The organism is Pelomonas sp. Root1217 (assembly GCF_001425705.1).
Classification (GTDB): domain Bacteria; phylum Pseudomonadota; class Gammaproteobacteria; order Burkholderiales; family Burkholderiaceae_C; genus Pelomonas.
In genome coordinates this window covers 93,852-108,560 of sequence record NZ_LMDC01000002.1, presented here as the reverse complement: position 1 = coordinate 108,560, position 14,709 = coordinate 93,852, and the positions used below count along the sequence as shown (strand labels likewise).

The following is a 14,709-nucleotide window of genomic DNA, read 5'->3' as shown; positions in this document are numbered from 1 at the left end:
GCGACCTTCTCCGAGCCGACCTCAAAGGACACCGGGCCGGCCTCGTTGACGAGCACGCCGTAGCCGCGGTTGGTCAAGTAGAAGGGCACGCTCTTGTAGGCCTGCTCGCAGGCGGTGCCGCCGTCCTTGTTGGTGTTCTCGACGATCTGGCCGTTCTTGACCCAGGGGGTGAAGCGCTCGCCCAGGCCGTAGACGTTCTCGCCCACGCCCAGCGACAGCTGCTCGTGGACGTGGCTGCGCACCAGGCCGTCCTTGCCGGCCCACTGGATGTAGCCCAGGCCGCGCCAGTCGCTCTTGGTCAGGATGCGGTCGCCGTCGCGNCTCGTGGACGTGGCTGCGCACCAGGCCGTCCTTGCCGGCCCACTGGATGTAGCCCAGGCCGCGCCAGTCGCTCTTGGTCAGGATGCGGTCGCCGTCGCGGAAGGTCAGGCTCCAGCCTTCGCCCTTCCTGACGTCGACGGAGAGGGCGCCGGAGGTGAGCGTCCAGCAGTCATCCGTTTCTGTGATCTGCACGGCAGGGCGGCCGGCACCCGGCATGGGAACGTGCAGGCGCGGCGGCTGCGAGGCGGTGTAGTGCTCCACGCTGACGCGGATGACGCCTTCAGCGGGGGAGGTCAACATGACCGTCAAGGTCGGCCCGGCGAGCGTGTCGCCCCGATGCTTGATCGGCTTGTTCGTGGCCAACACGACCAACCGATCCTCGAAGGCCTGCGTGTGATAGTTTTGTGAGGCGTAATGCGCCGTCACGCCAGGTTGCAAAAGCCACTGGCCGTCCGTGAATTTCATCTAATTTACCGATAAATTAGCACAAACATCGCATGTTAGGGGATCCGAACCCGCAGCGGAGAAATCAATACAAGGGGAAACGCGGAGGCGACGCAGCCCGCAGGGACGCCCACTCGGTGCGAGTTCCGGGAGGCAAGTTTACCTGACCTGGTCTGACCGCGCGCTGAGGCGGTGCGAACGAAAAAAATAGCCAGCCAGGAGCGAGTACGCCCGCACCGCCTATGAAGATCTGATCCGTTGTCGGTGTTTCTACGAATTCCTCGACGCACTGAAGCAACTACGATGCAGCGGACTGGTCAGACCGGATGAGCCGCAACATGCGGTCAAATGGCTTCCAGTCACCCCGGGCCTTCCCAATAGGCCCTTTTTTTGAACCAAGAGATTTATCGTTACATCAAGCGTTCGCAAGGTGGCGGGCAGCCAGGAAGACAGCAGTGAGACAAATCAAGGAGCGGACGTCGTGAAGCGAGTTCTTCCGACGCTGGGCACGGCCATCGCCTCGCTGGCATTCATGGCCGTGATTGCCGCTTGTGCGGGGCCGGCCGAACACGCGGCGAGCCTGTTGACCCGAGACAGCGCCGCCGCAGTCGCCGGCATGCGTGGACTCACCAGCGTGCAACTGTCCAAGGAGATGGTGCCGGGCATCAACCTGGGCAACACGCTGGAAGCCATTCCGACGGCGACCTCCTGGGGCCAACCCGTGCCGACGCAGGCGTTGATGAATGGCTACAAGGCGGCCGGCTTCAAGTCGGTGCGCCTGCCGGTGGCGTGGAGCCAGTACGCCGACAAGGACAACAACATCAGCCCCGCGTGGATGGCCCACGTCAAGCAGGTGGTGGACTACGCCCACAAGGCTGGCCTGTACGTGATGGTCAACGTCCACTGGGATGGTGGCTGGATGGACCACCCCACCTACGACAAGCAGGCGGCCATCAACGGCAAGCTGGCCAAGTTCTGGGTGCAGATTGCCACCACCTTCAAGGACTACGACGACCACCTGCTGTTCGCCGGCTCCAACGAGGTCGGCATGCTCAACACCTCGGGCGCGCCCAAGCCCGAATGGGCCGAGGTGCAGAACAGCTTCAACCAGACCTTCGTGGACACGGTGCGCGCCACCGGCAGCAACAACGCCACGCGCCATCTGATCGTGCAGGGCTACTGGACCAGCATCGAGCACACGGTGGCCCACAACACGATCCCCAAGGACAGCGTGCCCAACCGCCTGTTCATGGAGGTGCATTACTACGACCCCTACAACTTCACGCTCAACGGCGACAGCAAGGTCTGGCAGTGGGGCGCCATCGCCAAGGACCCGGCGGCCACCGAGACCTGGGCCAACGAGGCCTGGGCCGACAAGCAGTTCCAGCTGATGAAGACCCACTTCGTCGACAAGGGCGTGGGCGTCATCGTCGGCGAGTACGGCGCCTACCAGAAGGCCGGCCACGCCGACACCACCTACCGCCACCACTGGGCGCGCTACGTCACGCATTCCATCGTGCAGCACGGCCTGGTGCCGGTGTGGTGGGACGTCGCCGAACTCGTCGACCGCAACACGGGCGAGCAGAAGCTGCCGGCGCTGGTCCGCACCATCGTCGAAGCCGCGCAGTGACAGAGCGAAATGACGCAAAAGCAAAGCATCCACAAACTTCGCACGGCCACCGCCATGGCGGCCACCAGCCTGGCCCTGGCCTGCGCCTCGGGCGCGGCCCGGGCCGCCGAGGAAGCCGGCAAGGGCCTCTCGCCACTGCGCCAGGCTGTCGAACTCAAGGCGGCGGCCATCGTGGCCCGCATGACGCCCGACGAGAAGATCGAGCAGCTCCTCAACGTGGCGCCGGCCATCCCGCGCCTGCGCATTCCCGGCTATGGCTGGTGGACCGAGTCCTTGCACGGCGCCATGGGGCCGGTGCCGACGACCAATTTCCCCCAGCCCATCGGACTGGCCGCGAGCTTCGACGCCGACCTGGTGAAGGAGGTGGCGTCCACCATCAGCCGCGAGATGCGAGCGCTGCGCACGCTCGGCAAGGGCGGTGGCGGGCTCAACACCTGGGCGCCCAACATCAACATCTTCCGTGACCCCCGCTGGGGCCGTGGGCACGAGACCTATGGCGAGGATCCGTACCTGACGGCGACGCTGGCCGTCGCCTATATCACCGGCATGCAGGGCCCCAACCCCGACCTGCCCGACGTCATCGCCACGCCCAAGCATTTCGCGGTGCACAGCGGCCCGGAGCCGACACGCCACACCGACAACTTCTTCGTCACGCCGCACGATCTGGAGGACACCTACCTGCCGGCTTTCCGCGCGGCAATCGTCGACGCCAAGGCGGGCTCGATCATGTGCGCCTACAACCGTGTCGACGGCCTGCCGGCCTGCGCCAGCGGCCCGTTGATGAAGGACACGCTGCGCGGGGCCTGGGGCTTCCAGGGCTATGTCGTGTCGGACTGTGACGCCGTCACCGACATCGACGAGAAGCACAAGTTCTCGCCCGACGGCGCGACGGCGGTGGCGGCGTCGCTGAAGGCCGGTGTCGACAACGAATGCCACACCGGCTACTGGTCCAAGGGCAAGCAACTGCTGCAGCGCTACAAGGATGCGCGGGCGCGTGGGCTGATCAGCGACGCCGACATCGACCTGGCGCTGGTGCGCCTGTTCTCGGCGCGCATCCGCAATGGCGACCTGCCCGGCTTTGACAAGCCGGCCGTGCCGGCGACGGAGATCGACACGCCGGCCCACCGCGCCCTCGCGCTGAAGAGTGCCGTCAAGAGCCTGGTGCTGCTGAAGAACGATGGCGCGCTGCCGCTCAAGGCCAATGCGCGCATCGCCGTCATCGGTCCGCTCGCCGACTCGACGCGCGTGCTGCGCGGCAACTACTCGTCCGAGCGCACCGGCGAGGCCGTGTCCATCCTCGAAGGCCTGCGCCAGGCCATGCCCAAGGCCAGCATCAAGCACGTGCCCTTCACGGCGTCCATCACCGATGGCGACCCGGTGCCTGCCTCGGCCTTCGTGACGCCCGACGGCAAGCCCGGCCTGCGCGCCGAGTACTTCAACGCGGTGGCCGAGGGCAGCTATGAGGCTCAGCCCAAGGTCACGCGGATCGAGCCTTACGTCGTGTCCAACGCCGCCCTGATGCCCGAGGTCTCGGGCCGCCACAAGGTGGTCTGGACCGGCTTCCTGGTCGCGCCCGAGAGCGGCAGCTATCGCCTGGGCTTAAGCGCACTCAAGGGCAAGGTCGACACCGGCGGCGAAGGTGTGGGCGCCACGGCCTACTCGGGCTGGAACGATCCGCCCAAGCTCACCGACGTGGTGCTGGAGAAGGGCCATCGCTACGCCGTGCGCCTGGAGACCGAGCCGGGCGTCGGCCCGCACCCGGGCCTGCTGTGGAAGCGTGTCACGAAGGACCTCGATGCAGAGCTGAAGGCGGCCGTCGCCAAGGCCGACGTCGTTGTCGCCGCCGTGGGGCTGACGCCCGACATCGAAGGCGAGGAGATGCCGGTGGCCTACGAAGGCTTCTCCGGCGGGGACCGCACTGCCATCGAGCTGCCTGCCGACCAGCGCCGCCTGCTGGAGGCTGCCAAGGCCCTGGGCAAGCCCGTCGTCGTCGTGCTGATGAATGGCGGCGCCCTGGGCCTGGGCTGGGCCAAGCAGAACGCCGCCGCCATCCTGGAGACCTGGTATCCGGGCCAGGCAGGTGGGCGCGCGGTGGGCCAGGTGCTGGCCGGCGCGGCCGACCCCGGCGGCCGCCTGCCGCTGACCTTCTACGGCAGCGTCACCGACCTGCCGGCCTTCAACGACTACTCGATGAACGGCCGTACCTACCGCTACTTCACCGGCGCGCCTGTCTATCCATTCGGCCACGGCCTGAGCTACACGAGCTTCGCCTACGGGGCACTCAAGGTGGACGCGGCCGGTGACGCACCGGAGAAGGGCCTGCGCGTGACGGCCGAAGTGCGCAACACCGGCCGGCGCGCCGGCGACGAGGTGGTGCAGCTTTACATCACGCCGCCGGGCTTCAGCGGTGCGCCGCGGTTGGCCTTGCGGGGCGCGCAGCGCGTGACGCTCGAGCCCGGCAAGTCGCAGCAGGTGACGTTCGAGCTGTCGCCGCGCGACCTGAGTTTCGTGACGGCCGAGGGCCAGCGCCGCCTGGTGCCGGGCCAATACCAGGTCTCGGTCGGGTCGGGGCAGCCGGGTGCCGGCGTGGCCGCGGCGTCGGCCGCCTACACGATCCAGAACGTGGTTGATCTGCCGCAATGACAGGAGTCGCCCACCGATAGATCCCTGCGGCTTCAACGACGGCTGGCCGTTGAAGTCGCTTTTGTCAGCGAACCGTTGGGGGTTCGTGAAGCCGTCCAGCCCGATCGCCAAAAACACCAGACCGGAGACAAGCGTGGAAATGAAGAAGACTTTGCTGCTTTCGTTGGCAGTACTCAGCGCGCCCGCATGGACGCAAACGTGTCAGCCCAGTGCCGTCACGCCCTACCTCAACATCAATGGCACCACCTCGTGGGTTGCGAAGGCCTCGGCTTCGCTGAACACGGGCTCCACCGTCGTGCTGGGGCCGCAGCCGTTTGCCGGCAGCTGGTCCTGGAGCGGTTGCGGCACATCGGGTTCGTCCCGCGAGCAGACCCTCAAACTCACCAGCACCTGCACGGCCACGGCGACCTACACCAACAGCTGCGGCGCCAAGACGACCCAGCAGTACAACTTCACCGTCTGGGCAGCACCCGAGGCCAATGACGGCAAGTTCATCGTCGTCGACCAGTTCGGCTACCTTCCCAACAAGAAGAAGGTGGCGGTGCTGCGTTTCCCGATCCAGGGTTACGACGCCGGCCAGTGGTACTGGCCCGGCACCCTGCGGGTCGTGAATGCCGCCAATGGGTCGGTGGTGTACACGGGCCCGGTCGTTGAATGGAACAACGGCAACATGGACACCTCCTCCGGTGACCACACCTGGAGTTTCGACTTCAGCTCCATCACGACACCGGGCACTTATTACGTCGAGGACAGCCAGCGCGGCGTCAAATCGATGCGCTTCGAGATCGGCGACAACGTCTACCGCAACGTGCTGATCCAGGCCGTGCGGATGTTCTATTACCAGCGTCTCGGCCAGGAGAAGACGGTGGCCAACGCCGGTGCCAAATGGGCCGACGGCGCCAGCAATCTGGGCCCTGGACAAGACCCGCAGGCGCGCCGTTTCCTCGACAAGAACAACGCCGGCACAGCACGTGACGTGCGTGGCGGCTGGGCCGATGCCGGTGACTTCAACAAGTACACCAGTTGGGAAGCTGGCTACGCCCAGGAGCTGATGGACGCCTACGTCCAGAACCCCACGGTCTTCACCGACGACTTCAACATTCCCGAGTCCTACAACGGCATCCCGGACATCCTGGATGAAGCGAAGTGGGGTCTGGACTACCTGAAGCGCCTGCAGAACAGCAACGGTTCGGTGCTGTCCATCGTCGGCGTTGGCGGTGCCAGCCCGCCGTCGGCCGACACCGGCCCCAGCTACTACGGCGACGTCAACACCTCGGCCACCCTGGCGGCTGCCGCCGCCTTTGCGCAGGGTGCCAAGGTCCTGGGCAGCCTGAACAACGCATCTCTGAATACGTATGCGGCAGACTTGCTGACGCGTGCCAAGAATGCCTACAACTGGGCGGTGGCCAACCCCAACGTCGTCTTCCAGAACACCAATGGCCTGGGCGTTGGCCAGCAGGAGACGGACGACGACGGTCGCAAGGTGATGCGCATGCACGCGGCCATCAAGCTGTTTGCTGCGACGGGTGATACCTCTTATCGCCCCTACATCGATGCCAACTACCAGATGGCGCAGATGTTCAAGAACTGGTCGCTGTCGGGGTTCAGCGCCGGTGATGCACGCATCATGCTGTACTACGCCTCGTTGCCCAACGCCACCGCCAGCGTGGCCAACGACATCAAGGCACGCTTCCGCGACCTGATGAACCGCGCCGACTACGACAACTGGGGTGCCCGCGAAGCGAAGAAGGACCCGTACAGCGCCCACATCGGCACGTACACCTGGGCCAGCAACGCCACCAAGGCCAACGCCGGCTCGCTGTTCACGGAAGAAGCCTATTACGGCATCGGCACCCACACGGCCGACCAGGGCGCTGACGCCGCGCTGGACTACCTGCACTACCTGCATGGTGTGAACCCGCTGGGCAAGGTCTATCTGACCAACATGAACAGCTTCGGCGCCGAGAACTCGACCAACCAGATCTGGCACACCTGGTTCTTCGACGGTACGAAGTGGGACGACGCCAAGACCTCGCTGTATGGCCCCGCACCGGGCTATCTGGTGGGCGGCCCGGCCGGGTCCCAATACAGCTGGGATGGCGGCTGCCCGGGCGTCTCGGCGCAGTGCGGCTCTGCCCCGCCGTCGCCGCCCTACAACCAACCAGGGCAGAAGTCCTACCTCGACTTCAACACCGGCTGGCCGCTGAACTCCTGGTCGATTGCCGAGCCCTCCAACGGTTATCAGGTGGCCTATATCCGCCTGCTGGCCCGTTTTGTGAAGTGATACAGGACTGATGACGATGACAGCACGGGTCCCAACCATCTTGCTCAGCGGGCTCGTGCTCGCTGCCGCCGCCACCCTGGCGACGGCAGCGCCGCCCATTCCCTATGCCACCGAGCATGTGATCGAAGCCGGCGATTCGCCAGCCGTCATCGCAGAGAAGGCGGCCAAGGTGCTGCCGCGCGCCAACCAGGTGGACTGGATGCGGTTGGAGCGCACTTTTTTCCTGCACTTTGGCGTCAACACCTTCAACGAGGTGGAGTGGGGCACCGGGCGCGAAGCGCCGTCGGTTTTCAACCCGACGCAGCTTGACGCCAAGCAGTGGGTCAGCAGCGTCAAACTGCTCGACGGCAAGATGCTGGTGCTCGTCGCGAAGCACCACGACGGCTTCTCGATGTGGCCGACGCGCTATTCCAGCCACTCGACCCCGGCCAGCCCCTGGCGCGGCGGCAAGGGTGACCTGGTGCGCGAGGTCTCGGACGCGGCACGCGCCGGTGGCGTCAAGCTCGGCATCTACCTGTCGCCGGCCGATCTTTACCAGCTCAAGACCAACCCCAAGAACCCCGCCGGCTACTACGGCAACGGCAGCCCCAAGCTGAAGTCCACCATCCCGACCGACCCGGCCAGCTTCAAGACCGATCCGTCCAAGGGCAGGGCGCCCACACCCGGCTTCAAGAGCTACAGCTACGAAGTCAACGACTACAACCGCTACTTCCTGAACCAGCTTTACGAGCTGCTGACCGAATACGGCCCGGTGCACGAAGTCTGGTTCGACGGCGCCAACCCCGACCCCAGCGTGCCCGACGTCTATGACTACGAGGCCTGGTACCACCTGATCCGCAGTCTGCAGCCCAACGCCGTCATCATGGGCAAGGGCCCCGACGTGCGCTGGGTCGGCTCCGAAAGCGGCTATGGCCGCACCACTGAGTGGAGCGTGATCCCGCTGCCCATGGCGCCCGAGAAGTTCACCTGGCCCGACTGGCAGAACGGCGACCTCGGCAGCCGTGCCCAGCTCAAGCCCGGCTCGCACCTGTGGTGGTACCCGGCCGAGACCAACGTCACCATCCTCGGCGGCGGCCAGTGGTTCTGGGCGCGCAACAAGGGCCCGCGGCCGGTGACGCAGCTGGTCGACATCTTCTACGCCAGCACCGGCCGCAACGGCAACCTGATCTTCAACCTGTCACCCGACAACCGCGGCCTGGTGCCCGATGACCAGGTCACCGCGTTGGCGCAGATGTCCGGCATCGTGAACAGCACCTTCCAGCGCAACCTCGCCGCCGGTGCCCGCCTGACGGCCGACCATGCAGCCCGTGGCCACGGCGCGCAGGATGCCGCCGACAACAAGCCCGGCACCTGGTGGGAAGCCGCCGAAGGCCGCACTGACGGCGCCATCACGCTGACCCTGCCCCAGGCGCAGACCTTCGACGTCGTGGCGCTGCAGGAGGCGGTCGCCCAGCGCGGCCAGCGCATCGAACGCTTCGCGATCGACACCTGGAACGGCAAGGACTGGGTGCCGGTGCCGAAGATCAACTCCGACGAGACCACCACCGTCGGCTATCGCCGCCTGATCCGCCTGCAGTCGCCGGTCACGACCGACCGCGTGCGGGTGCGCATCGCCGAAGCGCGCTTCGCGCCGACGCTGTCGGAAGTCGCGCTGTACAAGCAGGCGCTCGACCTGACGCCACCGGTGATCGGTGACCGCGGTGCCGATGGCACGGTGACGATCAGCCATCCGGTCAGCGGCAAGGTGGTCTACACGATGGACGGCTCGGCGCCGACCGCGAAGTCGCCGGTGTACGAGGCGCCCGTTGCGTTGCCCTTGTCCGGCGTCGTCAAAGCCGCTCGCGTGCAACCGGACGGCCGCCTGGGTGTGGTCGGATCGCGTAATTTCGCCGGCGTGTCCCCGCGCGGCTGGAAGGTGGTCGAGGTCGACAGCGAAGAAGTCACCAAGGGCAACAACGGTGCGGCCCTGGCCATCGACGGCGACTCGTCGACCTTCTGGCACACGCGCTGGGATTCCGACCTGAAGCTGCCGCACCACATCACCGTGGACATGGGGCAGGCCCGCCGCATCGCCGGCTTCGTCTACCTGCCGCGCCAGGATGCGCTACTCAACGGTACGGCCGAGCATTTCCGCTTCGAAACCAGCGAGGACGGCAAGGCCTGGACGGTCGCCGTGGACAAGGGCACCTTCTCCAACGTGCGCAACAACCCCGACCTGCAGGAAGTGCGCTTCCCCGCCGTGAAGGCGCGTTTCTTCCGCTTCACCGCGCTGAACGAGGTCTGGGGCAATGGCTGGACCAGCGCGGCAGAGTTGTCCGTCATCCCCGCCGAATAAATCTCCGCTCTGTGCCCGAAGTCCCCAGGAGACAAGGGGACGGGCACTTCACAACCGAAAGGTAGACCCATGAAGTCATCCCTCAAACTCTCTGCTCTGGCGTTGGCATTGGGCGCCGCCATGGGCGCCCATGCGCAAAGCTGCGGCAGCGGCGGCGGCACGTCCGTCTGCCTGAGCGCCACCGGCAACACGACCAACATCCAGCTCGGCTGGACGGTTGCCGGCGGCGTCACCGGCCTGCAGGTGTACCGCAACACCAGCAGCGACCCCAATGGCCGCCAGCGCATCGCCCAGCTGTCCGCCGGCGAGCGCTCCTACGTCGACACCGCCGCTGCGGTGGGCCCGCGCTATTGGTACTGGGTCAGGTTCACGACCGCAGCCGGCAGCTACAACTCTGGCGCCGCAGAGGCCCAGGCCGGCGCGACGGCCCCGCCGGCCACCGTGGCCGGTGTCGTCTCCACGACGGCGGACTTCAGCGCGCCGGCCACCCCGCGCATGAACCAGCTGGCCTACTACCGGGTCACCGGCAGCAAGCTGTCAAACACGCTGGCGCTGGACGTGGCCGACTGCATCGGCATGCGCCTTCTTGCGAGCAGCAGCACCGAGCTGCGCTTCCAGTGCATGCCCGGTTTTTCCGAAGGCACCAAGGCCATCACGGTGAAGGCCGCATCGGGCGGCACCGCGCTGTACAGCAACTGGATCAGCGTGCAGGCGGCAACGTCGCCGCTGCCGGTGCCCACCTACGGGTTCAACTTGGGCAACTCGCTGGAGGCCGTCTGGGGGTACGCCTATCCCGGTGCGGCGGTATACACCTCGGCTGCCAAGTCCGGTTTCAACGCCGTCCGCATTCCCTGCGCCTGGGATTCCAACGCCGACCCGGCCACCCACAAGATCAATGCAGCCTACATGGCCAAGGTCAAAGAAGCGGTGGATCGCAGCATCGCTGCGGGCATGCACGTCATGATCAACGTTCACTGGGACGGTGGCTGGCTCGACAGCAATATCGGCGCCAGCACCGACCCAGTCGTCAGCGAGAAGATCGTGTCGTACTGGACCCAGATCGCCACCACGTTTGCGGGCTATGACAACCGGCTGCTGTTTGCTGCGGCGAACGAGCCGGATATCCACAACAATCCCGCCCACGCTAAGACGCTGCTGGCGTACTACCAGACCTTCATCAACACCGTGCGCGCGGCCGGCGGCAAGAACAGCAACCGCTGGCTGGTGCTGCAAGGCTTTGCGGATCCGTCATGGTTCCCCACGTTGCCATCCGACACGACGCCCGGGCGCCTGATGGTGGAGTACCACAACTACACACCCTTCCAGTTCACGCAATTGCAGGGCGACGCGTCTTGGGGCCCCATGCTGAACTATTGGGGACGGGCCTACCACTATGCCGGAGACCCGACTCACAACGTCCCCTACGTGGAAGAGGGGGAAACCGACTCAGGGTTCCAGCAGTTGAAGGAGCAATACGTCGACAAGGGTATCCCGGTGTTGGTGGGTGAATTCCAGGCGGCCGGAAAGGGATCGTTGACGGGAACGGCGGCCGCCTATAACCGAGCATCCGCCCTCTACTGGAACAAGTACCTGGTCGATTCCGCGAATGGCCACGGACTCAGCCCGTTCTACTGGAGCACGCCGAACTCGCCGTTCAACTACAGCACGGGTGCGGTCAGCGGTCAGGACATCATCGACGCATTGACCGGTGGAGTCGCGCCGCCGCCGCCGAACGGCGCCCCCTACGCAGTGACCGGGCTGGTCGCAAAATCTGCGGGTGCTGGCCAGGTGAATCTGTCCTGGAAACCCGTCGCCGGTGCCACCAGCTACCGGCTCTACCGTTCAACCGAGTCCGGCTACGAGCCCACTGACGCCTCCGTCAGCAACATCGCCGGCACCAGCTACAGCGACATCGGTCTCAACCCCGGCACGACCTATTACTACAAGGTGGTGGCGGCCAATGCGTCCGGCATTTCGGGCGATTCGTCGGAGGCCTATGCCAGCACGTCCGGCACCAACCCCGATCCGGCCAAGTTCAACTTCGAGACCGACACGCATCGCTGGACCTTCAGCGGCGGCCAGATCACCGGCATCGCCACCTCGACGGCACAGAAGTTCGCCGGCCAGCGATCCCTGGCCGTCAGCTTCAATGCGAGCGGTGCGGGCTCTTCTTCGCTGGATCTGTCGGGCCTCGTCTTGCCGGCCGGCGCCACGATCAGCTTCCGCATCTGGGCTCCCGCAGGGCACACGATCAGCAGCATCGAGCCCTACATGCAGGACTTCAACTGGGGCTGGACGCAGTCATGGAGCGGCAGCCCCGCGGCCAACAGCTGGACCACGGTCACCCTCACGGCGCCCGCCAACGCCCTGTCGCCCCTGAAGCGGCTGAGCCTGCAGTTCAAGACGAGTGGCGCCTGGGCCGGCACGGTCTACGTCGACTCGATCAACTGGGTCGCACCATGAGCTGAGCGCACACGCCGGCATGGCCTGTTGCCCGGGCCTGCCGGCCTTGCCGCCACCGACCGGGTCGTCGCAAAGCCATGCCCAGAGCGGTGGCACCGCTGCCGGCGCCCCTGGATCCCGACTGAACCTGGAGACGAGATGAACAAGAACGGCGCCGACCGCCGGCGATTCCTGGCCACCACCGGCATCGGCCTGGCCTTGCCCGGCTTGGCCAGTGCACAGCTGGCCGTGGCCCAGCGTGGTGAGCGCCAGGACCTGTCGCTCTGGTACGAGCAGCCGGCGGGCGTCTGGGTCGAGGCCCTGCCGGTGGGCAATGGCAAGCTGGGCGGCATGGTGTTCGGCCGGGTCGCGCAGGAGCGCCTGCAGCTGAACATCGACACGCTGTTTGGCGGCAGCCCCTACAAGGCCGACAGCCCGGATGCGCTGGCCGCGTTGCCGCGCATCCGCGCGCTGATCGACGAGGGTCGTTTCGCAGAGGCCGAGACGCTGGCGGGCAAGGAGTTCATGGCGCGGCCCATCGCGCAGATGCCCTACGGCACCGCGGGCGACCTGACCTTCGACTTCGCCGGCCTCGAAGCGCCGACGCAGTTCCGCCGCTGGCTGGACCTGGACCAGGCCGTGGCCTGCACACGGTTCGTCAGCGCCGGCGTGCGCCACCGCCGCGAGGTGTTCTGCAGCGAGCCCGACCAGGTGTTCGTCATGCAGTTCGAGGCCCAGGGCGGCACGTTCGACGTGGACCTCGGCTACCGCCACCCGGCGATGGCCGAGTTCTACGGCGCCAAGGCCATCGACCCGAAGACCAGCGCCGTGCGCATGCAGGGCGCGGCCTGGGACTTCCGCGAGCCGCCGCAGAAGGACAAGCGCCCGGCCGAGCTGGAGATCCGCCCCGACGGTGACCAGGCCCTCCTGATCACCGGTCGCAACATCGCCGACGCCGGCATCCCGTCCGGCCTGCGCTATGCGCTGCGCGTGCAGCTGGTGGGTGACGGAAAGATCCAGGCCCAGGGCGACAAGCTGCAGGTGCGGGGCAGCGGCAAGCTGACCCTGCTGATCGCTGGCGCCACGAGTTTGGTGCGTTACGACGACGTCTCGGGCGACCCGGTCAAGCAGGTACGCGAGCGCACCACGGCAGCCGCAGACCGCACTTATGCCGACCTGAAGCAGCGCCATCTGCGTGCCCACCAGGCCATCTTCCGCCGCGTCTCAATTCAGCTGGGTTCGCCAGCGGACGATGCGCGCCCGACCAACGAGCGCATCTACCAACTGCCCGATCGACCCGACCCCGCGCTAGCTGCCTTGTACGTGCAGTACGCGCGTTATCTGCTGCTGGCCTCGTCGCGCCCGGGGAGCGAACCGGCCAACCTGCAGGGCCGCTGGAACGAAGGCAACTACGGGCCCTGGGGCTGCAAGTACACGATCAACATCAACACGGAGATGAACTACTGGATTGCCGGCCCAGGCAATTTGGGCGAGTGCGTCGAACCGCTGCTCCGCATGGTCGAGGAGCTGTCGGTCGCCGGCCAGCACACGGCGCGCACCAGCTACGGCGCACGCGGCTGGGTGGCGCACCAGAACACCGACGTGTGGCGTGCCACCGCGCCGGTCGACGGCCCCAAGTGGGGCCTGTGGCCCACCGGCGGCGCCTGGCTGTGCAACACGCTGTGGGACCACTACGAGTACCACCCGTCCACCGCGCTGCTGAAGCGCCTGTACGCGGTGCTGAAGGGTGCGTCGCTGTTCTTCCTGGACACGCTGGTGGAAGACCCCAAGGGCCGTGGCCTCGTCACGTCGCCGTCGATCTCGCCCGAGAACCTGCACCATACCGGCGCCACGCTGTGCGCCGGCGCGGCGATGGACCGCCAGATCCTGCGTGACCTGTTCGGCCACACGCTGCAGGCGCATGCCGAGCTGAAGGTCGACGACCCGGCCTTCGAGCAGGCCGTGCGCCGCGCCCGCGCACGCCTGCCGGCCGACCGGATCGGCGCGCAGGGGCAGCTGCAGGAATGGCTGGAAGACTGGGACGCCATGGCGCCGGACCAGCACAACAGCCATGTGTCGCACCTGTACGCCGTCTACCCCAGCCAGCAGATCAACCGGCGCGACACGCCGGAACTGGTCGCGGCTGCCAAGAAGGCGTTGAACACCCGTGGCGACCAGGCGACTGGCTGGGCCATGGCCTGGCGCATCGTGCTGTGGGCGCGGCTGGGCGACGCCGAGCGTGCGTACTCGATCATGAACAACCTGCTGGGGCCGGCTCGCACCTATCCCAATATGTTCGACGCCCACCCGCCCTTCCAGATCGACGGCAACTTCGGTGGCGCGACTGGCATCCTGGAAATGATTGTGCAGTCCTGGGGCGGTGAGGTGGAACTGCTGCCCGCGCTGCCCAAGGCTTGGCCACAAGGCTCGGTGAAGGGCGTGCGTGCGCGCGGCGGCGTGGAGGTCGACCTAGCCTGGGCGAGTGGTGCACCCACGCGCCTGGCACTCAAGGGTCCGCCCCACGCGCCTGTAACGCTGCGCCTGGGCGAGCGGGTCTGGATCGTCAAGCTCGATGCCACCGGCCGCGCGCGGCTGGACCGCTTCGCCTGA

General features: G+C 66.6%; 6 protein-coding genes and 2 pseudogenes. 6 read left to right on the top strand and 2 right to left on the bottom strand.

From position 1 onward, the window contains the following. Together ASC95_RS32450 and ASC95_RS31740 are read right to left on the bottom strand one after the other, a co-directional pair. A pseudogene (locus ASC95_RS32450) lies at nt 1-302 on the bottom strand (alpha-xylosidase); the annotation flags it as partial. 19 nt (nt 303-321) lie between these two features. Next, a pseudogene (locus ASC95_RS31740) lies at nt 322-786 on the bottom strand (hypothetical protein); the annotation flags it as partial. Nucleotides 787-1,246: 460 nt separating this feature from the next. Here ASC95_RS31740 and ASC95_RS07505 point away from each other — a divergent pair. The 6 genes from ASC95_RS07505 (at nt 1,247) to ASC95_RS07480 (ending at nt 14,709) form a co-directional block, all read left to right on the top strand. Beyond that, nucleotides 1,247-2,395, top strand: coding sequence for a glycoside hydrolase family 5 protein (locus ASC95_RS07505; RefSeq protein WP_235537777.1), 1,149 nt, complete (start codon nt 1,247-1,249; stop codon nt 2,393-2,395). A gap of 9 nt (nt 2,396-2,404) precedes the next feature. Continuing rightward, entirely contained in the window at nt 2,405-5,038 is a 2,634-nt protein-coding gene (locus tag ASC95_RS07500; protein WP_057297149.1) for a glycoside hydrolase family 3 C-terminal domain-containing protein, read from the top strand. Nucleotides 5,039-5,177: 139 nt separating this feature from the next. Beyond that, nucleotides 5,178-7,322 (top strand): glycoside hydrolase family 9 protein, encoded by a 2,145-nt coding sequence (locus tag ASC95_RS07495; protein ID WP_057297148.1) that lies wholly within the window; start codon nt 5,178-5,180, stop codon nt 7,320-7,322. 16 nt (nt 7,323-7,338) lie between these two features. Next, nucleotides 7,339-9,657, top strand: coding sequence for a discoidin domain-containing protein (locus ASC95_RS07490; RefSeq protein ID WP_235537775.1), 2,319 nt, complete (start codon nt 7,339-7,341; stop codon nt 9,655-9,657). Nucleotides 9,658-9,726: 69 nt separating this feature from the next. Next, nucleotides 9,727-12,120: a cellulase family glycosylhydrolase gene (locus ASC95_RS07485; RefSeq protein WP_082567588.1), complete on the top strand. Its 2,394-nt coding sequence runs from the start codon at nt 9,727-9,729 to the stop codon at nt 12,118-12,120. 138 nt (nt 12,121-12,258) lie between these two features. After that, a complete protein-coding gene (locus tag ASC95_RS07480; RefSeq protein WP_082567587.1) occupies nt 12,259-14,709 on the top strand; it encodes a glycoside hydrolase N-terminal domain-containing protein in 2,451 nt (816 codons plus the stop codon).

Bases quoted from the DNA above. Each gene is read 5' to 3' on its own strand.
- ASC95_RS07480 (WP_082567587.1), top strand. From the start codon at position 12,259: ATGAACAAGAACGGCGCCGACCGCCGGCGATTCCTGGCCACCACCGGC.
- ASC95_RS07495 (WP_057297148.1), top strand. From the start codon at position 5,178: ATGAAGAAGACTTTGCTGCTTTCGTTGGCAGTACTCAGCGCGCCCGCA.
- ASC95_RS07485 (WP_082567588.1), top strand. From the start codon at position 9,727: ATGAAGTCATCCCTCAAACTCTCTGCTCTGGCGTTGGCATTGGGCGCC.
- ASC95_RS07500 (WP_057297149.1), top strand. From the start codon at position 2,405: ATGACGCAAAAGCAAAGCATCCACAAACTTCGCACGGCCACCGCCATG.
- ASC95_RS07490 (WP_235537775.1), top strand. From the start codon at position 7,339: ATGACAGCACGGGTCCCAACCATCTTGCTCAGCGGGCTCGTGCTCGCT.